General features: G+C 68.7%; 11 protein-coding genes and 1 pseudogene. 9 read left to right on the plus strand and 3 right to left on the minus strand.

Translation table 11 applies throughout. The features are described 5' to 3' along the window. Window positions 1-61: 61 nt before the first annotated feature. On the minus strand, window positions 62-1,591 hold the full coding sequence (locus ABT288_RS27805; RefSeq protein ID WP_351613101.1) for a helix-turn-helix domain-containing protein: 1,530 nt from the start codon (window positions 1,589-1,591) through the stop codon (window positions 62-64). Between the two features lie 379 nt (window positions 1,592-1,970). On the opposite strand from ABT288_RS27805, the gene acnA reads away from it, so the two are divergent. Both acnA and ABT288_RS27815 read left to right on the plus strand, forming a co-directional pair. Further along, the gene (acnA, locus tag ABT288_RS27810) at window positions 1,971-4,688 is read left to right on the plus strand and encodes an aconitate hydratase AcnA (RefSeq protein WP_351613103.1); all 2,718 of its coding nucleotides are present in this window, start codon (window positions 1,971-1,973) and stop codon (window positions 4,686-4,688) included. A gap of 130 nt (window positions 4,689-4,818) precedes the next feature. After that, window positions 4,819-5,160, plus strand: a pseudogene (locus tag ABT288_RS27815) (ATP-binding protein); the annotation flags it as partial. A gap of 265 nt (window positions 5,161-5,425) precedes the next feature. Here the strand turns inward: ABT288_RS27815 and ABT288_RS27820 are convergent. Both ABT288_RS27820 and ABT288_RS27825 read right to left on the minus strand, forming a co-directional pair. Continuing rightward, on the minus strand, window positions 5,426-8,095 hold the full coding sequence (locus tag ABT288_RS27820) for a SpoIIE family protein phosphatase (protein ID WP_351613105.1): 2,670 nt from the start codon (window positions 8,093-8,095) through the stop codon (window positions 5,426-5,428). Between the two features lie 565 nt (window positions 8,096-8,660). Further along, window positions 8,661-12,470 (minus strand): GH92 family glycosyl hydrolase, encoded by a 3,810-nt coding sequence (locus ABT288_RS27825; RefSeq protein WP_351613106.1) that lies wholly within the window; start codon window positions 12,468-12,470, stop codon window positions 8,661-8,663. A 1,094-nt stretch (window positions 12,471-13,564) separates the two neighbouring features. Between ABT288_RS27825 and ngcE the strand changes: the two genes are divergently transcribed. The 7 genes from ngcE to ABT288_RS27860 all read left to right on the plus strand — a co-directional run bounded on the left by ngcE (window position 13,565) and on the right by ABT288_RS27860 (window position 22,981). Further along, window positions 13,565-15,016, plus strand: coding sequence for an N-acetylglucosamine/diacetylchitobiose ABC transporter substrate-binding protein (ngcE, locus tag ABT288_RS27830; protein WP_351613109.1), 1,452 nt, complete (start codon window positions 13,565-13,567; stop codon window positions 15,014-15,016). Window positions 15,017-15,046: 30 nt separating this feature from the next. After that, a complete protein-coding gene (locus ABT288_RS27835; protein ID WP_351613112.1) occupies window positions 15,047-15,973 on the plus strand; it encodes a carbohydrate ABC transporter permease in 927 nt (308 codons plus the stop codon). Between the two features lie 4 nt (window positions 15,974-15,977). After that, window positions 15,978-16,901 carry a carbohydrate ABC transporter permease gene (locus ABT288_RS27840; protein ID WP_351613114.1) on the plus strand — a complete coding sequence of 308 codons (924 nt, stop codon included), beginning with the start codon at window positions 15,978-15,980 and terminating at the stop codon, window positions 16,899-16,901. Between the two features lie 1,325 nt (window positions 16,902-18,226). Next, a complete protein-coding gene (locus tag ABT288_RS27845; RefSeq protein ID WP_351613117.1) occupies window positions 18,227-19,426 on the plus strand; it encodes an ROK family transcriptional regulator in 1,200 nt (399 codons plus the stop codon). A gap of 132 nt (window positions 19,427-19,558) precedes the next feature. Then, entirely contained in the window at window positions 19,559-20,659 is a 1,101-nt protein-coding gene (locus ABT288_RS27850; protein WP_351613192.1) for a sugar ABC transporter substrate-binding protein, read from the plus strand. 214 nt (window positions 20,660-20,873) lie between these two features. Then, window positions 20,874-21,674: an ATP-binding cassette domain-containing protein gene (locus ABT288_RS27855; RefSeq protein ID WP_351613120.1), complete on the plus strand. Its 801-nt coding sequence runs from the start codon at window positions 20,874-20,876 to the stop codon at window positions 21,672-21,674. Next, window positions 21,671-22,981, plus strand: a complete 1,311-nt coding sequence (locus tag ABT288_RS27860) for a sugar ABC transporter permease (protein WP_351613123.1) — start codon at window positions 21,671-21,673, stop codon at window positions 22,979-22,981. The genes ABT288_RS27855 and ABT288_RS27860 overlap by 4 nt, the downstream gene beginning before the upstream one ends. Window positions 22,982-23,107 lie beyond the last annotated feature (126 nt).

Consider the following 23,107-nt stretch of genomic DNA (forward strand, 5'->3'; position numbering starts at 1 on the left):
CTCCCGGGCCCGCGTTCGTGCGGGCCCGGGAGGGGTGTGGCGGCGGTAGTGCGCAGGCCCGTCAGATGTCCCGGAAGATCTCGATCTGCGCCCCGACGGAGTTCAGCCGCTCGGCGAGATCCTCGTAACCCCGGTTGATGACATACACGTTCCGCAGTACGGACGTGCCCTCGGCCGCCATCATCGCCAGCAGGACGACCACGGCGGGGCGCAGGGCCGGCGGGCACATCATCTCGGCGGCGCGCCAGCGGGTCGGGCCCTCGACCAGGACCCGGTGCGGGTCGAGGAGCTGGAGGCGGCCGCCGAGGCGGTTGAGGTCGGTGAGGTAGATCGCGCGGTTGTCGTAGACCCAGTCGTGGATGAGCGTCTTGCCCTGCGCGACGGCCGCGATCGCCGCGAAGAACGGGACGTTGTCGATGTTCAGGCCCGGGAAGGGCATGGGGTGGATCTTGTCGATCGGGGCTTCGAGCTTGGAGGGGCGGACCGTCAGGTCGACCAGGCGGGTGCGGCCGTTGTCCGCGAAGTACTCGGGCGACCGGTCGTGGTCGAGGCCCATCTCCTCCAGGACCGCCAGCTCGATCTCCAGGAACTCGATGGGGACGCGGCGCACGGTCAGTTCGGACTCCGTCACCACCGCGGCGGCCAGCAGGCTCATCGCCTCGACCGGGTCCTCGGAGGGGGAGTAGTCCACGTCGACGTCGATGTTCGGCACGCCGTGCACGGTCAGCGTGGTGGTGCCGACGCCCTCGACCTTGACGCCCAGCGCCTCCAGGAAGAAACACAGGTCCTGGACCATGTAGTTGGAGGAGGCGTTGCGGATGACCGTCACGCCGTCGTGCCGGGCGGCGGCCAGCAGCGCGTTCTCGGTCACGGTGTCGCCGCGCTCGGTCAGCACGATCGGCCGGTCGAGGCGGACCGTGCGGTCGACCTGCGCGTGGTACTGGCCCTCGGTGGCCGCGATGTCCAGGCCGAACCGGCGCAGCGCGATCATGTGCGGCTCGATGGTCCGCGTGCCGAGGTCGCAGCCGCCGGCGTACGGCAGCTTGAAGTGGTCCATGCGGTGCAGCAGCGGGCCGAAGAACATGATGATCGAGCGGGTGCGTACGGCGGCCTCCGCGTCGATCGCCGCCATCTCCAGCTCGGTCGGCGGCACCAGTTCCAGGTCGACGCCGTCGTTGATCCAGCGGGTGCGCACGCCGATGGAGTTGAGCACCTCCAGCAGGCGGTACACCTCCTCGATACGGGCCACCCGGCGCAGCACCGTGCGGCCCTTGTTGAGCAGCGAGGCGCACAGCAGCGCCACGCAGGCGTTCTTGCTGGTCTTCACGTCGATGGCACCGGACAGACGGCGACCGCCGACCACGCGCAGATGCATCGGGCCCGCGTAACCCAGCGACACGATCTCGCTGTCCAGCGCTTCGCCGATCCGGGCAATCATCTCAAGGCTGATGTTCTGGTTCCCGCGCTCGATGCGGTTGACCGCGCTCTGACTGGTGCCGAGCGCCTCCGCGAGCTGCGTCTGTGTCCAGCCCCGGTGTTGCCGGGCGTCACGGATGAGCTTGCCGATGCGTACGAGGTAGTCGTCTGCCATGAGGTTGAGGTTATCTCAGATATGAGATGGTGCCCGTCAGGGGGGCCATTCGGGTGACGGCGTGTCACCGGCCTGCGGGGACCCCGCATTCCATCCGGTTCGTGGTGAGTGCCCGTTATCTCCCCTACCCTCCCCGTACGGGGTGAATCCAGGCGTGACGTCGCCGATCCGTCCCGTGCGACCGGCCCGGCGGGGTGTCCGGGCATGACCATCCGGCCCCCATGTACTAGAGTTATCTCGACATCGAGATATCTGCCAGGCGCACCGCAGTCGCCACCCACTAAGGGTTACCTAACTTAGCCTTACCTTAGCGGATCGGCCCAGCCGGGGTGGCGGCAGGATTGACGGTGGTACGCGCACATCAATGAAGGAGACTGTCGTGTCGGCGAACAGCTTCGACGCCCGCAGCACGCTGCAGGTGGGCGACGAGTCGTACGAGATCTTCCGGCTGGACAAGGTGGAGGGCTCGGCCCGCCTGCCGTACAGCCTCAAGGTCCTGCTGGAGAACCTGCTCCGCACGGAGGACGGCGCGAACATCACCGCCGACCACATCCGCGCGCTCGGCAACTGGGACTCGCAGGCCCAGCCCAGCCAGGAGATCCAGTTCACGCCGGCCCGCGTGATCATGCAGGACTTCACCGGCGTGCCCTGTGTGGTGGACCTCGCGACCATGCGTGAGGCCGTGAAGGAGCTCGGCGGCGACCCCGCCAAGATCAACCCGCTGGCGCCGGCCGAGCTGGTCATCGACCACTCCGTCATCGCCGACAAGTTCGGCACCAACGACGCCTTCAAGCAGAACGTCGAGCTGGAGTACGGCCGCAACAAGGAGCGCTACCAGTTCCTGCGCTGGGGCCAGACCGCCTTCGACGAGTTCAAGGTCGTCCCGCCGGGCACCGGCATCGTCCACCAGGTCAACATCGAGCACCTGGCCCGTGTCGTGATGGTCCGCGACGGCAAGGCCTACCCGGACACCCTGGTCGGCACCGACTCGCACACCACGATGGTCAACGGCCTCGGCGTCCTCGGCTGGGGCGTCGGCGGCATCGAGGCCGAGGCCGCCATGCTCGGCCAGCCGGTCTCCATGCTCATCCCGCGCGTCGTCGGCTTCAAGCTCACCGGCGAGCTGCCCACCGGCACCACCGCCACCGACCTCGTGCTCACCATCACCGAGATGCTCCGCAAGCACGGTGTGGTCGGCAAGTTCGTCGAGTTCTACGGCGAGGGTGTCGCCGCCACCTCCCTCGCCAACCGCGCCACCATCGGCAACATGTCGCCGGAGTTCGGCTCCACCGCCGCGATCTTCCCGATCGACGACGAGACCCTGAACTACCTGCGCCTGACCGGCCGCTCCGAGCAGCAGGTCGCGCTCGTCGAGGCCTACGCCAAGCAGCAGGGCCTCTGGCTGGACCCGAAGGCCGAGCCGGACTTCTCCGAGAAGCTCGAGCTGGACCTGTCGACCGTCGTTCCGTCCATCGCCGGCCCGAAGCGCCCGCAGGACCGCATCGTCCTCGCCAACGCCGCCGAGCAGTTCAAGCAGGACGTCCGCAACTACGTGGACGACATCGACGAGGCGGGCAAGGAGTCCTTCCCGGCCTCCGACGCCCCGGCCGTCCACCCGAACGGCTTCCCGTCCAACCCGGTTCCGGTCACCGCCCCCGACGGCACCACCTACGAGCTGGACCACGGTGCGGTGACGGTCGCGGCCATCACCTCCTGCACCAACACCTCCAACCCGTACGTCATGATCGGCGCCGCCCTGGTCGCCAAGAAGGCGGTCGAGAAGGGCCTGTCCCGCAAGCCGTGGGTCAAGTCCACCCTCGCCCCGGGTTCGAAGGTCGTCACCGACTACTTCGAGAAGGCCGGCCTCACCCCGTACCTGGACAAGCTGGGCTTCAACCTCGTCGGCTACGGCTGCACCACCTGCATCGGCAACTCCGGCCCGCTGCCGGAGGAGGTCTCCAAGGCCGTCAACGACCACGACCTCGCGGTCACCTCGGTCCTCTCCGGCAACCGCAACTTCGAGGGCCGGATCAACCCCGACGTCAAGATGAACTACCTGGCGTCCCCGCCGCTGGTCGTCGCGTACGCCATCGCGGGCTCCATGAAGGTGGACATCACCCGTGACGCCCTGGGCACCGACCAGGACGGCAACCCGGTCTACCTGAAGGACATCTGGCCGACCGAGGCCGAGGTCAACGACGTCGTCGCGAGCGCCATCGGCGAGGACATGTTCTCGAAGTCGTACCAGGACGTCTTCGCGGGCGACGCCCAGTGGCAGTCCCTCCCGGTCCCGACCGGCAACACCTTCGAGTGGGACCCGCAGTCCACCTACGTCCGCAAGCCCCCGTACTTCGAGGGCATGGGCATGGAGCCGGCACCGGTCGAGGACATCGCCGGCGCCCGTGTCCTGGCCAAGCTGGGCGACTCGGTCACCACCGACCACATCTCCCCGGCCGGTGCCATCAAGGCCGACACCCCGGCCGGCCAGTACCTCACGGAGCACGGCGTCGAGCGCCGCGACTTCAACAGCTACGGCTCCCGCCGCGGCAACCACGAGGTCATGATCCGCGGTACGTTCGCCAACATCCGCCTGCGCAACCAGATCGCGCCGGGCACCGAGGGCGGCTACACCCGCGACTTCACCCAGGCCGGCGGCCCGGTGTCGTTCATCTACGACGCCTCCCGCAACTACATCGAGCAGGGCATCCCGCTGGTCGTCCTGGCCGGCAAGGAGTACGGCTCCGGTTCGTCCCGCGACTGGGCCGCCAAGGGCACCGCGCTGCTCGGCGTCAAGGCCGTCATCGCCGAGTCCTACGAGCGCATCCACCGCTCGAACCTCATCGGCATGGGCGTCCTGCCGCTGCAGTTCCCGGAGGGCTCCACCGCCGAGTCCCTCGGTCTGACCGGTGAGGAGACCTTCTCCATCTCCGGCGTGACCGAGCTGAACGAGGGCACCACGCCGCGCACGGTCAAGGTCACCACCGACACCGGTGTCGAGTTCGACGCGGTCGTCCGCATCGACACCCCCGGTGAGGCCGACTACTACCGCAACGGCGGCATCATGCAGTACGTGCTCCGCAACCTGATCCGCAAGTAGGCGGACCGGCACAGCGGTTCAGGGCCGCATCCCCGGCACCGGGGGTGCGGCCCTTCGCCGTCCCCCGCGACCGGGTCACCGCGTCGCCCCCGGCACGGCCCGGCACCGCATCACGGCCGAGCCGGCCCGGATGACGGGTCTCGTGGAGGACCGGCTCCTGCCCGCCCGGCTGGACACGGGCCGGCCCCTGCACGCGGCTGAGGCGGACCTCGCGGCAGTGGTCGCGGAAGCGGTACGGGAGCCCCGTACGTCCGGAGCGGACCACGTCTGGCCACTCGGACTCCCCGCCGCCTCCCCGGCCCCGGTCGTCGGCGACGGCCCGCGCCTGAAGCAGGCGGTGACCGCGCTGCTCGTCAACGCCTGCGTACACACCCCGCCCGGTACGACCGTCACCGTCGCCGTCGAGACCACCGCCGGCCACCACACCGTCCGCGTCCGCGACGACGGCGCGGGCATCCCTGCCGACCTGCTCCCCGCGGTCTTCGACCCCTTCCCCCGCGCCGACCCCTCCCGCACCCGCACGGGCCTCGGCGAGGGCGGCTCGGGGCCGGCCTCGCGGTGGCGGCGGCGATCACCGGCGCGCACCAGGGCCGTATCGACGTCCACAGCGCGCCGGGTCGCACCGAGTTCCGCATCGAACTTCCGGCCGCCGAGCCGACGTCCAGGAACGCGGAAGCCTCCTCGGCGCACCGGTCCGGGCCGCCGCACAGCCCCCTGTGAGCTGCCCCGCCAGTGCCCTACGGCAGTGCCTGCTCCGCCCAGATCACCTTGCCCTGCGGGCTGTACCGCACGCCCCAGCGCTCGGTCATCTGCGACACCAGGAACAGCCCGCGGCCACCCTCGTCGGTGGTCCCGGCGTACCGCAGGTGCGGCGAGGTGTTGCTGCCGTCGGACACCTCGCAGATCAGCGTGCGGTCACGGATCAGCCGTACCCGGATCGGCGCGCCGCCGTAGCGGATGGCGTTGGTGATCAGCTCGCTGAGCACGAGTTCCGTGGCGAAGACCAGCTCGGCAAGGCCCCACTCGTCCAGTTTCCCGGACACCGCCAGGCGCATGTCCGACACGGCCGCCGGATCGGTGGGCACGTCCCACTCGGCGACCTGCTCGGGCGTCAGCGCCCGGGTGCGCGCGACGAGCAGCGCGACGTCGTCCGTGGGCCGACCGGGCAGCAGCTCGTCCAGCACCGCCTGGCAGCTCTCGTCCGGTGCCCGGCCGGGATTGCCCGCCAGGGCCTGCGCCAGCAGCTCCATGCCCACGTCCAGGTCGCGGGCGCGGTCCTCAATGAGACCGTCGGTGTACAGCACGAGCTCGGTGCCCTCGGCCAGCTCGAGCTCCGCCGTCTGGAACGGCATGCCCCCGATGCCGAGCGGGGGCCCGGCCGGCAGGTCGGCGAAGGTGACGCTGCCGTCGGGGCCGACCAGGGCCGGTGCCAGATGCCCCGCCCGCGCCATGGTGCAGCGGCGGGTCACCGGGTCGTAGATGGCGTACAGACAGGTCGCGCCGGTGATCTCCCCGGCCGCCTCCGCACAGGCCTCGTCCTGGTCGATGCGGCCGACCAGGTCGTCCAGATGGCCCAGCAGCTCGTCGGGCGGCAGGTCGAGGGTGGCGAAGTTGTGCACCGCGGTGCGCAGCCGTCCCATGGTGGCGGCCGCGTGCAGGCCGTGGCCGACCACGTCACCGACGACCAGCGCCACCCGGCTCCCCGGCAGCGGGATCACGTCGAACCAGTCCCCGCTCACCCCCGACTGCGCGGGAAGATAGCGGTAACCGACGTCGAGGGCGCTCTGCTCGGGCAGCGCCCGCGGCAGCAGACTGCGCTGCAGGGTGACCGCCAGCGCGTGCTCACGGGCGTACCGGCGGGCGTTGTCGATGCTGACCGCGGCGCGGGCCACCAGCTCCTCGGCCAGCGACAGGTCCTCCTCCTCGAAGAGCTCCCGCTTGGCACGCCAGAAGGTCGCCATGCCCAGCACCTCACCGCGGGCCCGGATCGGGGCGACGATGAGCGACTGGATGCCGTAGTCGAGGATCTCCCGGGCGCGCCGCGGATCCTGCGCGTGCCAGTCCTGCACGGCGGTCAGGTCGGCCACCAGTTCCGAACGGCCGGAGCCGTACCCCCGCGCCTGGGGCGTGGACGGCACGAAGTGGATCAGCCGGTCCTTCTCGTAGAGCGGATGGTCGTCCCGGACGCCGTGGATGGCGATGCGCCGCATGTCCGTCGCGGTGGAGGCCGGCTCCTCGCCGTGCAGCACGGCGTCGGCCAGGTCCACGGTGACGAAGTCGGCGAAGCGCGGCACGGCGACCTGCGCCAGCTCCTCCGCCGTGCGCTCCACGTCCAGGGTGGTCCCTATGCCCAGACCGGCGTCGTACAGCAGCGTGAGCCGCTCCCTGGCGACCTCCGCCCGCCCGGACAGGGCCTGGAGCTCAGTGGAGTCCCGGAGGGTCACCACCCTGCCTCCGGGGCAGCCGGCCCGGTCCGTGGCCCGCTGGTTGACCGCCAGCAGCCGTTCGCCGGCGAACAGCACCTCGTCGCTGGCCTCGCGCCCGGAGAGGAGCAGGTCCACGATGTCCGGGTCCAGGCCCGGCAGCTGGGACACCAGCTGTCCCTCGGCCTCGGCCGGCAGCTCCAGCAGCCGCCGGGCCTCGTCGTTGACCAGCAGCAGCCGCCCGTCGGCGGCGACGATGAGCACGCCTTCGCGCACCGAGTGCAGCACCGTGTCGTGGTGCTCGTACATGCGGGTCATCTCGTCCGGGGCCAGGCTGTGGGTCTGCCGTCGCAGCCGCCTGCCCACCAGCGCCGTGCCCGCGGTCGACACCACGAGGGTCATGGCCCCGGCGGCCACGATGATCGGCAGCTGCCGGTCCACCTGGCTGGTGATGTTCTTGACCTTCATCCCGGCCGAGACGAGGGCGACGACCTTGCCATGGGTGTCCCTGATCGGAACGGTCGCCTGTTCCTCGTGACCCAGCGGGCCGTGGACGCTCTCCGTGTAGACCTTGCCGGCCAGCGACGGTCCGATCGTGCCCACGAACCGGTGCCCGATCTTGCTCGGGATCGGGTGGGTGTAGCGGATGCCGTGGGTGTCCATGACCACGATGAAGTCCACGCCGGCCGACTTGCGGCCCGCTTCGGTGAGCGGCTGGAGGATCTTGGACGGGTGCGGCGTCCCCAGGGCCTGCACGATGCCGGGGGAGTGCGCGAAGGTCTGGGCGACGGCTATGGACCGGCGCCTGGCCTCGGTGCCGGTGTCCCGCTCCGACTGCAGGACCAGGGCGAGGACGCCGCAGAGGACGAGTACCGCGACCAGCGCCACCTGCAGGAGGAAGACCTGCCCGGCGACGCTCCGAGGGCTCTTGCCGATCACAGATCGCCAGGACAGACGCCTGAATCGGTCAGTCATGTCCGACATGCGGCCTTTGTAGCACCGGCCTTCACTGGGTGGCTATGCCCTGTCCGCGAGCCGGACGCGTGTTCCGTCCCGGTCGACGTGAATCGTCCCTGGTCGCGAGCGTGGAGGCGGGGCCGGATGTCGCCGGTGAATTCCTGCCTCCGCGCCGCGAATTGCTCGGGGCGGACCCGGTATTCCTATGCACCGGGTCCGCGAGCCGGGCGGGTGAGGGGGGTGTCGGAAACCCGCCCGGGTGGTGCTGGTTTGTGAGATAGGCCACATGGCCGACAACGTTGTCTGATGGTCTGTACATGACTCTACCGCCGTAACCGACAACGATGTCAACACACTTGGGTTAGCCCGACCGGGTGATCCAGGCGTGCGCCCATCGCGCGTACGCAGCCTTCTGTGCTACCGGTGGGGCCCGTTGACATCCCTGCGGCTGGTGCGACGGGTGGTGCGCGACGGTCCCGTTCGGAACAAGGACTGCGGCCACCGGCTGACCGGCCGCATGACAACCGCATGACAACCGCACGACAAGGGGGCGGGACCCGGACGGGCCCGCCCCCTCCCCCCCGTATCCCTGTCAGGCCAGCAGCTCCACCTCCGCCAGCGTCGACTCGCCGTCCAGGACCAGCCGGTACTTCGTGTACGTGCCCGGCGTGGTGATCGTGAACGCCCGGGTCTGGCGGTCCCAGGCGAACGACTCGCCGGAGCGGTGGTCCAGGGTCTGCCAGGTGGTGCCGTCCGAGGAGCCCTGGAGGGTCCAGCCGGTCGGCGCCCTGGTGTGGTCCGTCGAGGAGGTCAGCGTGTACTGGACGGGCTTCACCGCCCCGTCCACCGGCAGATCCACCGAGGTGACCGTGGCGTCCGTCGCCGAGGTGTCGTCGAAGAGCGCGCCGTCACCCTTCAGGACGTCCGTGCGGGGTGCCGGCACCTTGTCGTCCTGGGTGATCGAGACGGGGGCGGCGTTCCTGCCCGTGCCCCATGCCGAGGGCCTGGCGCCCATGGAGAACTGCAGCACCCCGCCCTTGGACAGCAGCGAGTGGGGCAGCGAGGTCGACGTCCAGGGGCGGCCGTTGAACGTCACGCCCTGGACGTAGACGTTCCTGGCGCTGTTACCGGGCGCCTTGATCACCAGGTCGCGGCCGTTCTCCAGGTGCACGGTGACCTTCTTGAACAGCGGGGAGCCGATGGCGTACTCGCCGCTGCCCATCACCAGCGGATAGAAGCCGAGCGCGGAGAAGAGGTACCAGCCCGACTGCTCGCCGTTGTCCTCGTCACCGTGGTAGCCCTGCCCGATCTCGCTGCCGAGGTAGAGCCGGGAGAGGATCTCCCGGACCGTCGCCTGCGTCTTCCAGGGCTCGCCGGCCGCGTCGTACATGTACGGGATGTGGTGCGCGGGCTGGTTGGACTGCCCGAGCATGCCCATCCGGACGTCCCGTGCCTCGGTCATCTCGTGTATGACACCGCCGTAGGAGCCGACGTGGTCCGGGGAGGCGGTTTCCGGGGTGGAGAAGAACGCGTCCAGCTTCTCGGCGAGACCCTGCCGGCCGCCGTAGAGGTTGGCCAGGCCCCGGCTGTCCTGCGGAACGCTGAAGGCGTACCCCCAGCCGTTGGTCTCGGTGTAGTCGTACCCCCAGACGCGCGGGTCGTACGTCGAGGAGTCGGCCCGCCAGTCGCCCTTGGCGTCACGGCCCTGGAAGAAGCCGCCCGCCGCCTTGGGGTCGAACAGGTTCACATAGTCCCGGGCACGGTTGAGGAAGTACGCGGACTCCTCCTTGTAGTGCCGCTCGCCCGTCTTCCGGTACAGGGCCTCGCCCATCCTCGCGATGCCGTAGTCGTTGACGTATCCCTCCATCGCCCAGGACAGGCCCTCGGCGGTGTCGGTGCTGGTGTAGCCGAGGAACGGCGAGGTGCTCATGCCCTTGCGGCCCACACCGGACATCGGCGGCACGACGGTCGCGTTCTTCAAGGCCGCGTCGTAGGCCGCCTGCGCGTCGAACTTCACGCCCTTCACATACGCGTCCGCGAACGCCACGTCCGCCGAGGTGCCGGTCATCAGGTCGGCGTAGCCCGGGGAGGACCAGCGCGAGGTCCAGCCGCCGTCCTTGTACTGCTGCACGAACCCGTCGACCATCTCACCCGCCTGAGAGGGCGTCAGGAAGGAGTACGCCGGCCACGTGGTCCGGTAGGTGTCCCAGAAACCGTTGTTGACGTACACCTTGCCGTCGACGATCTTGGCGCCGGTATGGGTCGGGGTGTCCTGGCTCGGCATGGGGGAGAAGGGGGAGGCGTACTGGTAGGTGTCGCCGACCTTCTCGAAGCCCGAGTTCGGGTACAGGTACAGCCGGTACATGCTGGAGTACAGCGTGGTCAGCTGGTCCGGGGTGGCGCCCTCCACCTCGACCTTGCCGAGCAGGCTGTCCCAGGTGCGCTGCGCCCGCTCCTTGACCGTGTCGAAGGAGGTGCCGTCCGGGATCTCCTGGCCCAGGTTGTCCTTCGCCTGGTCGATGCTGATCAGCGAGGTCGCCAGGCGCAGCGTGACGGTGCGGTCCGCGCCCGCGTCGAAACGCAGGTAACCCTTCACCCCGCTCGATCCGCCGTCCGTCACCGGCCGGTCGAACTCGCCGTACACGAACAGCCGGGTGGCCCCGGTGGACAGGCCCGACTTCACGTCCGAGTAACCGGTGACGATCCCGTGCTCCTTGTCGAGCGTCAGGCCCGCCTGCTCGGTCACGTTGTCGAACAGCACGCTCGCGTCGTCGCCGGGATAGGTGAAGCGCAGCATCGCCGCGTGGTCGGTGGGCGTCATCTCGGCCTTGAGACCGTTTTCGAAACGCACGCCGTAGTAATACGGCCGCGCGGTCTCGTTCTCGTGCCGGAACGGCAGCGCGCGCGCCTCGCGGCCGGTGTCCGGGGCGCCGGACGCGGCCGACGGCATCACCTGGAAGGTCTGCCGGTCACCCATCCACGGGCTCGGTTCATGACTCGCGCTGAACGCCTGGATCGTGGGCAGGTTGTCGTCGTTGTTCGCATGTGCGTACTCGTACAGCCAGCTCAGCGACGAGGCGTTGGTCACCGGCGTCCAGAAGTTGAAACCGTGCGGAAGCGCGGTCGCCGGGAAGTTGTTGCCGCGCGAGAAGCTGCCGCTGGAGTTGGTGCCGCGCGTGGTCAGCGCGTAGTCCGACAGATGCGCCTTCGGCACCTCGGGCGGTACGGGCTTGATCGCCACGTCGTCGATCCAGCCCCGGAACTTCGCCGGACCCGCGGGGGAGTCGTACGCCACCAGGATCCGGTCGACCGTCTTGCCGGCCGCCACCGCACCGATCCGCGCGACCACGTTGTTCCACTGGTTGACGTACAGCGACTTCGAGTCGCCCTGCCCGCGCGGCGACAGCGGGAACCCGTGCTGGTCCTGCGCGCCCAGATCACTCAGATACGTGCCGTCGGTGAAGGCCAGGTCGAGCGAGACGTTCGTGGCGTCGTAGTCCCGGTCGCCGTCGGCCATCTGCGGAAAGATCCGGTACGACAGCTGGGTGTCGCCGCCGACCTTCACGTTGACGTCGAAGACCTTGTTGTACGAGTACGCCCGCCCGCCCGCCGTGTGCCGCCCGGCGTAGCGCAGCGCCCGCTTCCCGGTGAACCCCACCCGGGCCTTGGCCGTCGGCGAGGCGGTCGGGCCCTTGTCGACCAGCGTCAGCATGTCCTGCGGCACCGGGCCGCCCCCGGCGCCGGTGGAGAACTGCACATCGGCGAGCTGGAGTATGCCGGAGGCGCCGTTGTTCCTCGTGACCTCCAGCCGGAAGTGCTGGTACTCGGCCGGCTCGGCCAGGTCGTAGGACTTGGTCTGGAACCGCTCGGAGAAGGTCTCGCCGGAGCGCGTGTCGACCGTCTTCCAGTCCTTGCCGTCGGTGGAGCCGAGCAGCGTCCAGTCCCTCGGGTCGCGCTCGGCGTAGTCGTTGGCCGAGGTGAGCGCGTACGTCGCCAGCTTGACGGGCTTGTCGAGGTCGAACTCGGCCCAGCCGGTGGGGTCGAAGGTCAGCCACTTGGTGCCGGGATCGCCGTCGACCAGGTTCTCCTTGACCTCGCCCGCGCCCGTGTTCTCGCCGCTCGCCCGGACCTCGGTGACATGGTCGTTCACATTGCCCGGTATGCCGGTGCTGTAACCGCCGTCGACACCCGATGCGCGCTTGGTGCCGTCCGGCGTGGTGTCGACGGTATTGAGCCAGTCCGGAGCCGGATCACCCGTCTCGAACGAGGATGCGAACTCCCGGTCGGCGGCCGGAGTCTTGGCGGGCAGGGCGACCGCCGCGCCCTGGGCGCCGACGGCCATGACAAAGGCGGCCGTGAGGACGACCGCCGGGCCCCATCTGTGCCGAGTTCTCCGCTGCATCTACGGATTCCCCTCCTGACACCGCTCTGGACAACGTTGTCAACTTCGGTGCGCAGGAACCAGTAGGTGGTCAAGTGGCCGTTGATGTCAAGGGTGTTGGGTGTGGCATTCAGGGGCTAATGACACGAGTTTTTCGCACAGGCTACCGACCGGCGGCTCATATTTCCGCGAGGTCTCAACTCGGAAAAGACCCATGGCGAACCTTGCATTCGATCTTGCTCCGCTGGCGGGAAGTGGACTATACCTGTCGGCGCCCGGTGCGAGACACACCGGGGGGCAAGACGCGAACGAGCACTTCCTGCACCACCCAGCCAGACCCGACAGCGGTGCCGGGGAGGATCCGGTTCACCGCCTGAGTCCTGGAAGGCGAGGACCTTGAGCGCGACTCCACCCACGCGTCAACGCGCGGGCTTCCTGCGCCGCCGGCCGATCGGCGTCGCAGCGGGCCGGCCGGGCCCTGTTGCGGGCGTCCACCGGGTTCACGAGACGAACGGCGCGCTCGGCCTTGTTCGTCAGGATCCTCGGGAAGTGCTCCCAACTCGCCTCCGGAATACCGCGGTTGGGTCCGGCCCGGGCGGCGGCCCCGTCCGGAAGGAACGCGCCGTCGTCGAGCTGGCCGGGCCTGGGTTTCGGAGCGCGCCTGGCGACTTTCCGGGCGGCTGCCCGGTGTTTCCCGGACCGCTTCCGGGTGCGCCCGCGGAAGAACGCCTGGAATGCCGTGCCGATGGTCGTACTGGACGCATGCCGATAAGCATCCCGCCGCTCCCGCAAGGCGCCGTTGTGGAGCGAGCAGTGGTTCCGCAGCATTTCCGTCAGTGCCTGGGCCTGCCGGGCGGTGGGGCGAAGCCCCGGCCGTCGGGAACGGTGCGACGGTACTTCGAGCAGCACACCGCAGTCCGCCCGGGGCCGGGCACACCAGCGGAGGGCGGGCGAAGCCTCCCGCCTTCGGCCGCACCGGCACCGAACAGGTGGTTCGTGTCTGCTCGCATGTGTTTTGTGACTGTCGCCTGCCACGCCCCGCACCGCGCCGTGGCGCGGCTGTCGATGCGGTTCCCCCACCGGCTGCGGCCGGTCGTTCCCTTGAGAGGAATCTGATGGAATTCACTTCCGCCGAGAACAGCGGTTCCGAAGGTGTCGGCCGCCGCAATCTGATCAAGCGTTCGGCCGCGCTGGGTTTGGTCGCGGTCCCCGGAATGAGCCTGCTGTCCGCCTGTGCCAGCAGCGGCGGGGGCGGGCAGAAGAAGGACAAGGCGGGGAAGAAGACCGCCAAGAACCCGCTCGGCGTCAACGAGACCGCCAAGATGGAATTCGTCCTCTTCGACGGCGGCTTCGGCAAGGAGTACGCCCAGGACGCGGTGAAGATCTACGAGAAGGACTTCCCCAAGGCGCAGGTGAAGTTCTCCGCCACCCAGAAGATCCAGTCCACCCTGCAGCCCCGCTTCAACCAGGGCAACCCGCCGGACCTCATCGACAACTCCGGCGCCGAGCAGATGGACATGGGCGTGCTCGTCGGCAAGAACCAGCTCGCCGACCTCACCCCGCTGCTGGACGCGCCGTCGTACGACGACCCGAGCAAGAAGGTCCGCGACACGCTGCGCCCCGGCATCGTGGAGATGGGCCAGTTCGACGGCAAGCCGGTGTGGATCCTCTACTACGCCTACACGGTGTACGGCGTCTGGTACTCGCAGAAGGCCCTGGACTCCCTCGGTGAAAAGTATCCCGAGACCTGGGACGAGATGCTCAAGGTCTGCGAGAAGGCCAAGAAGAAGGGCATGGCGGGCTGGACGTACGCGGGCAAGTACCCGTACTACCTCCCCTTCTCGCTCTACCCGATGATCGGCAAGGTCGGCGGCGTCGACGTCCTGAACGCGATCGACAACCTGGAGCCCAACGCCTGGAAGCACCCGGCCGTCAAGGCCTGTTTCGAGGCGTACTACGAGCTGTACAAGAAGGGCTACATTCTCCAGGGCACCCCGGGCCTGGACCACATCCAGTCGCAGACCGCCTGGGCCCAGGGCAAGGCGCTGTTCATTCCGAACGGTTCCTGGGTGGAGAACGAGTCGGCCAACGTCATTCCGAAGGACTTCAACCTGGCCGTCTCCGCGCCCTCCGGCATCGACAGCTCCGACAAGATGCCGTTCGGCACCATCTGGGCCTCCGGCGGTGAGCCGTTCATCGTCCCGGCCAAGGCCGCGAACGCCGAGGGCGGTATGGAGCAGCTGCGCATCATGCTCTCCGAGGCGTCCTCGAAGAACTTCACCGCCAAGGTGAAGTCCCTGACCGCGTACAACGGCGGCACCACCGGCATCACCCTCACCCCCGGCCTGACGTCGGGTGTGGCGGCGCTCAAGCTGGCCGGATCCAACGTGGTGAATCCCCGGCTGCAGGACTGGTATGTGCAGCTGCAGAAGGAGAAGATCGGTGTCGCCGGCCTCGGCGAGATGATGGCCGGCCGGCTCACCCCGGCCGAGGCCGTCAAGAAGATCCAGGGATTCGCCGACGAGGCGGCGAAGGACACGTCCATCAAGCACTACAAGCACCAGTAACCAGCACCTTTTCAACGCACCGGAGTGGCGATGCAGCACGGCAAGTACCGGTTCATCGTGGGGTTTCTGGTTCTGCCCCTGGGACTGTACGCGCTCTTCGTGGTGTGGCCGTTCATCCAGTCCATCTATTACTCGTTCACGGACTGGACCGGCCTGAGCCCCGATTTCAAGATGGTCGGCTTCGACAACTACAAGAGGATGCTCGATGACGACATCTTCTGGAAGTCGTTGCAGCACAGTCTGCTGTTCGCCCTGGTGCTCCCGCTGGTGACGATCAGTCTGGCGCTGTTCTTCGCCTTCATGATCAATGTGGGCGGACGGCGGAGAAGGGGCGGCCCCGTGATCTCGGGTGTCCGGGGCTCGTCCTTCTACAAAATCGTCTATTTCTTCCCGCAGGTGCTGTCCATCGCGATCGTGTCGCTGCTGTTCGCCTTCGCGTACAACCCGGACAGCGGCGCGATCAACTCGATCCTGCGCGGGATCGGCCTCGACCACGTCCAGCCGCTGTGGCTGGGCGACCCGAGCCTCGCCCTGTGGTGCGTGATGGCGGTCCTGGTGTGGTCCACGGTCGGCTTCTTCGTGGTCCTGTTCTCGGCGGGCATGGCCTCGATCCCGGCCGAGCTGTACGAGGCGGCCCTGCTGGACGGCGCGAGCCGCTTCACCACCTTCTTCCGCATCACCCTGCCGCTGCTGTGGGACACCGTGCAGTCCGGCTGGGTCTACATGGGCATCCTCGCGCTCGGCGCCGAGTCGTTCGCGGTCGTTCAGATCATGACGACCGGACCGGGCGGGCCCGACTACTCGACCACGGTGATGGTCCTGTACGTGTACCAGAAGGCGTTCCGGGACGGTCAGGCCGCCTACGCCACCACCATCGGCGTCGCCCTGCTCGTCGTCACGCTCGCGTTCGCGGCGATCGTGATGCGACTGGGCCGTCGCGAGCGGCTGGAGTTCTGAAGCCATGAAGACGACCGAGACCCCCGCCCCGCTGCCGGCCGAGTCCGGCGCCACCGTCTCCAAGGTCGACGTACCGGCCCCGAAGCCCGCCCGGCAGAAGAAGGAGGGCGGCGTCCTCAACGTCTTCTCCCACGGCGTGCTGATCATCTGGGCGATCATGGTGGTCATGCCGCTGCTGTGGGCGGTGATGACGTCCTTCAAGGACGACAGGTCCATCTTCGACTCGCCCTGGTCCCTGCCGACCCACCTGCACTTCGACAACTGGTCGCGGGCCTGGACCCAGGCCAACATGAGCGACTACTTCCTCAACACCGTCCTGGTGGTCGGGGGCTCGCTCATCGGCACCCTGGCGCTCGGCTCCATGGCGGCCTATGTCCTCGCCCGCTTCGACTTCCCGGGCAACCGCTTCATCTACTACCTGTTCATCGGCGGCATGAGCTTCCCGATCATGCTCGCGCTGGTGCCGCTGTTCTACGTCGTGAACAACATGGGGCTGCTGAACACGATCCACGGCCTGATCCTGGTCTACATCGCGTACTCGCTGCCGTTCACGGTCTTCTTCCTCACAGCCTTCTTCCGCACCCTGCCCACCTCGGTGGCGGAGGCGGCCTTCGTGGACGGCGCCTCACACTCGCGGACGTTCTTCCAGATCATGCTGCCCATGGCCAAGCCGGGCCTGATCAGCGTGGGCATCTTCAACTTCCTGGGCCAGTGGAACCAGTACATGCTGCCCACGGTCCTCAACACCGACCCCGACAAACGGGTCCTCACCCAGGGCCTGGTCCAGCTGGCGGTCAGCCAGGGCTACAAGGGCGACTGGTCCGGCCTCTTCGCCGGCCTGGTGATGGCCATGCTGCCGGTGCTCGGGGCGTACATCGTCTTCCAGCGCCAGGTGGTGCAGGGACTCACAGCAGGAGCGCTGAAGTAGCGGCCGCCCGGATCGCCCGGTCGATGTCCGGCTGGTCGTCCTCGTAGCCGCCGTTCAGCGGGACATGGCCCACCCGGCCCGGGTGTACTCCGTCGGCCTCGCCCGAACGGGGCGCCGGCGCGGCCGCTGCGGAAGGCGCCGAGCCAGTACGGGTCGGCCGGCTCCCCGTCCTCCGCCACCGCGCGCCGCCGGCTCCCGTGACCAGGTGTTCTGCGACCTCGTCTGCGGCACCGTCTCCTGCCGGCCCCGCCAGGTCTGCAGGAAACGGGCCCTGGCTGCCCGGTGCCAGGCGTCCACCCGTTCCGCACCGGCCACCATGCCGATCCGGATGCCCAGCTGTCCGGTGCAGCCGGCGCCGTCCCACGCCACGTCCAGCCCGGCGGGGAGGAACCGGCGACGAAGATCGGGCACCGCTCGGCACAGACGGCCGGGTCAGCGCCGGCCCCCCCGTGGTAGGGGCCGCTCGGGGCCGGGCGACCCGTGCCCGCTTCAGCTCCGACCCGGCACTCAGCCGCGGATCCGTCAGCAGCCGCCCGGCCGGCGCGTGACGGGTCACCAGCCGGCAGGTGTGCCCGTCGGGGTGGCGGAGCCTGCCGGATTTCCCGCGCCGCTCCCGCCGCAGTTTCCGGAAAGAGGCGGGGGAGCCGGTTCCCGGCCCCGCAGCAGCGCTTCCAGGTCGGCGTGCAGAATTCGTGTGGAATGACCGTCGGAGGCGAAATGGCCGACCATTCCGAGGAGCTGGTGTGATGCACCGCCGGATTCCCCGACGAGTTCGACGTGCACGGGCTCCGGGGACGTCCTCACGTCCCGCAGGGCGTTCCTGCGCCGGATCACGGAGGGCGCCCTGTCCTGCGGCGCGGCCGGTGTCCGGTGCAGCACGGGTATCTCGGAGCGCAGGCCCTGCGTCTTGGAAGATTCCGGGTCCGGAAACCCCGTTCGGGAACAACATCTGTCCTGCTCGGCGGTCAGCGGACGGCAAAACATGGAGCTCCCTCGGTCGGCCCCTGCACGATTCGGCGTGTGGGGATTCTCCAGGCGAATTGTCAATGCCGTGAAGGGAATTCTCAGGCTCGCCCGCGAAAATTGGCCAGGGAAGAATGCGGCGGCTTTTTTGGGGCCTGTCTGTTCTCTCCGTGACGTGTCCCGTCCGCCCGCCCGACGCCCGGGCGGGCAGGGCTCGGGACGACAGGTGAAGAGGGGCACAGCGAGGGATACCCGACGGTTCAACCTCTTGACGTAAGACACCCCGAACGGCTCAGCTTAGAGTTCACTAGTTGGACATACGCGGGGCCTCGCCGAAGCGGCCCCGCGCTCAGGAGGTCGTCGTGGAGACTCCAGGGTCGCAGTCGTCGCTGCACCGAGCCAACCTGGAGCGGGTCGTACGGGCCGTACGCTTGGCCGGGTCCCTCACGCAGGCGGAGATCGCGCGGACGACCGGTCTGTCCGCCGCGACCGTCTCCAACATCGTGCGGGAGCTGAAGGACGGCGGAACCGTCGAGGTCACGCCCACGTCGGCGGGCGGGCGGCGGGCCCGCAGCGTCAGTCTGAGCGGGGACGCCGGGATTGTGATCGGCGTCGACTTCGGGCACACCCATCTGCGCGTCGCGATCGGGAACCTCGCCCATCAGGTGCTGGCCGAGGAGGCCGAGCCGCTGGACGTCGACGCCTCCGCCGCGCAGGGCTTCGACCGGGCGGAGGAGCTGGTCAGCCGCCTGATCGCGGCGACGGGAGTGAATCCGTCGAAGGTGGCCGGCGTGGGGCTCGGCGTGCCGGGCCCGATCGACGTGGAGTCGGGAACCCTGGGGTCCACCGCGATCCTGCCGGGCTGGTCCGGCGCCAAGCCCGCCGAGGAGCTGCGCGAGCGGCTCGGTGTGCCCGTGCACGTGGACAACGACGCCAACCTCGGCGCCCTCGGCGAACTGGTCTGGGGAGCCGGCAAGGGTGTCCGCGATCTTGCGTACATCAAGGTGGCGAGCGGTGTCGGCGCCGGTCTGGTCATCGAGGGGAAGATCTACCGCGGCCCGGGCGGCACAGCAGGGGAAATCGGACATATTACACTCGACGAATCCGGCCCGGTCTGCCGCTGCGGGAACCGCGGCTGCCTGGAGACGTTCGCGGCCGCACGCTATGTGCTCCCGCTGCTCCAGCCCAGTCACGGCCCCGACCTGACCATGGAAGGCGTCGTACGGCTGGCCAGGGACGGAGACCCGGGCTGCCGTCGGGTGATCGCCGACGTCGGCCGCCACATCGGCAGTGGAGTGGCCAATCTCTGCAATCTCCTCAACCCGAGCCGGGTGGTCCTCGGCGGTGATCTCGCCGAGGCCGGTGAGCTGGTGCTCGGGCCGATCAGGGAGTCCGTCGGCCGCTATGCCATCCCCAGTGCGGCGCGCCAACTGTCCGTTCTCCCGGGGGCACTTGGCGGTCGCGCCGAGGTGCTCGGAGCGCTCGCGCTCGCTCTCAGCGAGATGGGCGATTCGACACTTTTGGACGGTTCGCTGCCTATGGCGGCCCCTGCCTTCACTTAGAGAACGGATGGCACCGTTGCCATCTCGTTAAGGATTTACTTCTTGACGTCGCACGTGTGGCCGAGTTGACTTCCAGCCACCTCGGCCGCAACGACGCGGCCTCGTCAGGGAGGTTTCAAAGTGAACGCACGTATGCGTCGTGCCGCCGTTGCTGTTGCTGCTGGTGCGATGGCGGTCTCGCTGGCCGCCTGTGGCAGTGCCAAGGAGTCGAAGGGCAACAACTCTTCCTCCTCGTCGCCGAAGAAGGGCGACAACATCAAGGTCGGTCTCCTGCTTCCGGAGAACAAGACCGCGCGTTACGAGAAGTTCGACAAGCCGCTCATCGAGAAGAAGATCAGCGAGCTGACGAACGGCAAGGCGACCGTCTCGTACAACAACGCCCACCAGGACGCGAACCTGCAGGCCCAGCAGGTCGACACCATGATCACCAACAAGGTGGACGTGCTGATCGTGGACGCGGTGGACGCCAAGGCCATCCAGAACTCCGTGCAGAAGGCCGTGGACGCCGGCATCAAGGTCGTCGCCTACGACCGCCTGGCCGAGGGCCCGATCAGCGGTTACACCTCCTTCGACAACGAGAAGGTCGGCGAGACCCAGGGCCAGGCCCTGCTGACGGCGCTGGGCAGCAAGGCCACCAAGTCCTCCAAGATCGTCATGGTCAACGGCTCGGTCACCGACCCGAACGCCGCCCAGTTCAAGGCGGGCGCCCACAAGGTCCTCAACGGCAAGGTGACCATCGCCAAGGAGTACGACACCAAGGAGTGGTCGCCGGACAACGCCAACTCCGAGATGGAGGCGGCGATCTCCGCGGTCGGCAAGAACAACATCGCGGGTGTCTACTCCGCCAACGACGGCATGGCCGGCGGTATCATCACCGCCCTCACCGCCGCGGGCATCAAGGTCCCGGTCACCGGCCAGGACGCCGAGCTCGCCGGTGTGCAGCGCATCGTCGCCGGTACCCAGTACATGAGCGTCTACAAGCCGTACGCCCCCGAGGCCGACGCCGCTGCCACGATGGCCGTGTACCTCGCCCAGGGCAAGGCGCTGGACTCCGTCGCCAAGGACAAGGTCTCCAGCAACTCCCAGAAGGACGTCCCCTCGGTCCTCGTCCCGGTCACCGCGCTGACCAAGGACAACATCAAGGACACCGTGATCAAGGACGGCGTCTACACCGTCGCCGACATCTGCACCGCCAACTACAAGGCGGCCTGCGACAAGCTCGGCCTCAAGTAAGCGGTTCAAGTCCCTTCCCGCAAGCGGGCGTTCGTCCTTGAATGCCCGTAGGGAAGCCGACTGACCGCCCACGGCTCCTCCGGCGCCCCGCGTACTCATACAGCCCCGCAAGCTCGGCGCGGGGCGCCGGAAGGAACACCCCCCCCGCGGCGGGTCCCCCGCCCACCCACCCAGATTTCTGCACAACCTCCCGCCGGGTCAGGCGGCGAAGGAGATGGTTCACGTGTCCGCTACGCCCGTGCTGGCGTTGCGCGGGGTCTCCAAGCGGTTCGGTGCCGTTCAGGCGCTCACCGACGTAGAGCTTGAGGTCCACGCCGGTGAGGTGGTCGCCCTGGTGGGCGACAACGGCGCCGGAAAGTCCACGCTGGTCAAGACGATCGCCGGCGTGCACCCGATCGACGAGGGTGTCATCGAGTGGGACGGCAAGGCCGTCTCCATCAGCCGCCCCCACGACGCCCAGGCACTGGGCATCGCGACGGTCTACCAGGACCTCGCGCTGTGCGACAACATCGACGTCGTCGGCAACCTGTTCCTCGGCCGTGAGCTGAGGAAGTGGGGCGTCCTGGACGAGGTCGAGATGGAGCGCCGCTCCCGCGAGCTGCTCACCACGCTGTCGATCCGCATCCCGAGCGTCCGCATCCCGATCGCCTCGCTCTCCGGCGGCCAGCGCCAGACCGTGGCCATCGCCCGCTCCATGCTCGGCGACCCCAAGCTGGTGATCCTCGACGAGCCCACCGCCGCCCTCGGCGTCGAGCAGACCGCCCAGGTCCTCGACCTGGTGGAGCGCCTGCGCGAGCGCGGTCACGCCGTCATCCTCATCAGCCACAACATGGCGGACGTGAAGGCGGTGGCCGACAAGGTCGCCGTCCTGCGCCTCGGCCGCAACAACGGCGTCTTCGAGGTCAAGACGACCTCGCAGGAGGAGATCATCTCCGCCATCACCGGCGCCACCGACAACGCCGTGACCCGCCGTGCGGCCCGCACCTCCGGCGCGGACGGGGAGGTTTCCAAGTGAGCATCGACAAGACCTCCGCGAACGTCGACGAGACGCCCTCGCAGGACGCGCACGCCGTCGAGAACCCCGAGGCCGCGGCCGCCGCGGTCACCGCGGTCGACCCGCGCCTGCTGGTCCAGGAAGAGGGCCTGCTCGGCTACTGGCACGAGTTCAAGCGCAAGATGAAGGCCGGCGAGCTGGGCTCCCTCCCGGTCATCCTTGGCCTCGCGATCATCTGCGTCATCTTCCAGCTGCTGAACTCCGAGTTCCTCTCCGCGCAGAACCTCAGCGACATCACGGTCACGATGGTCGGCACGGGCATGATCTCGGTCGGCATCGTCTTCGTGCTGCTGCTCGGCGAGATCGACCTGTCGGTCGGCTCCGTCAGCGGCGCGGCCAGCGCCCTCGCGGCCGTCCTCGCGGTCAACCAGGGCTGGCCCGAGTGGGCGGCCGTGCTCGTCGCCGTCCTCGCCGGCATCGCCATCGGCGCGCTCCACGGCTTCTTCTTCGCGGTGCTCGGCGCCCCCGCCTTCGCCGTCACGCTGGCCGGCCTGCTGTTCTGGCTGGGCTTCATGCTGAAGGTGCTGGGCTCGGACGGCACGATCAACCTCGACCCGAACGGCCTGGTCGGCAAGCTGACCACGTACTTCTTCTCCGACGTGGCCGCCGCCTACGGGCTCGCCGTCGTCGTGGTCGCCGCGTTCTTCCTCTCCTCCTTCCTCGGCAACCGGCGCCGGGAGGCCGCGGGCGTGCCGGCGCGGCCGCTCAGCGACACGATCCTGCGGACCGCGCTGCTGGCCGTGATCTCCTTCGCCGCGGCCTACATGTACAACCAGTACAAGGGCCTGCCGCTGGCCACGGTGGTCTTCCTGGCGTTCCTGGTCGGCACGGACTTCGTGCTGCGCCGTACCTCCTACGGCCGCAAGATCTTCGCGCTCGGTGGCAGCGTGGAGGCCTCCCGCCGTGCGGGTATCAACGTCACCGCGGTGCGGATCTCGGTGTTCGCCATCTCGGGTGGCTTCGCGGCCATCGGCGGTCTGTTCCTGGCCTCGAAGATCGCGTCGGCGAACCAGAGCGCCGGTACCGGTGACCTGCTGATGAACGCGATCGCCGCGGCCGTCATCGGTGGTACGTCGCTGTTCGGCGGCCGGGGCCGTACCTGGAACGCGCTGCTCGGCGTGCTGGTGATCGTCTCGATCCAGTACGGTCTGCAGCTGGAGTCCATCGCCGAGCCGGTGAAGTACATGATCACCGCCGCGGTCCTGCTCACCACGGTTGTGATCGACTCCATCACCCGTAAGACGCAGAAGACGGCAGGGCGTGCATAACGCCTGGTCTTCATAGGTTGACCAGCGCCCGGCACTTCGAAATGTGCCGGGCGCTGTCGTGTCGTGCAAAGCATGAACATTAGACTCGGGCGAGCCCGGCGAAAGCTCGATCAGCTCTACTGCAAG

Origin of the sequence: Streptomyces sp. NPDC001093 (assembly GCF_040298985.1) — a bacterium.
Lineage (GTDB): Bacteria > Actinomycetota > Actinomycetes > Streptomycetales > Streptomycetaceae > Streptomyces.

Coding starts and splice junctions, on each gene's coding strand:
- ABT288_RS27805 (WP_351613101.1), bottom strand. CDS start 1,591: ATGGCAGACGACTACCTCGTACGCATCGGCAAGCTCATCCGTGACGCC.
- ABT288_RS27820 (WP_351613105.1), bottom strand. CDS start 8,095: ATGTCGGACATGACTGACCGATTCAGGCGTCTGTCCTGGCGATCTGTG.
- ABT288_RS27825 (WP_351613106.1), bottom strand. CDS start 12,470: ATGCAGCGGAGAACTCGGCACAGATGGGGCCCGGCGGTCGTCCTCACG.
- ngcE (WP_351613109.1), top strand. CDS start 13,565: ATGGAATTCACTTCCGCCGAGAACAGCGGTTCCGAAGGTGTCGGCCGC.
- ABT288_RS27835 (WP_351613112.1), top strand. CDS start 15,047: ATGCAGCACGGCAAGTACCGGTTCATCGTGGGGTTTCTGGTTCTGCCC.
- ABT288_RS27840 (WP_351613114.1), top strand. CDS start 15,978: ATGAAGACGACCGAGACCCCCGCCCCGCTGCCGGCCGAGTCCGGCGCC.
- ABT288_RS27850 (WP_351613192.1), top strand. CDS start 19,559: ATGCGTCGTGCCGCCGTTGCTGTTGCTGCTGGTGCGATGGCGGTCTCG.
- ABT288_RS27855 (WP_351613120.1), top strand. CDS start 20,874: ATGGTTCACGTGTCCGCTACGCCCGTGCTGGCGTTGCGCGGGGTCTCC.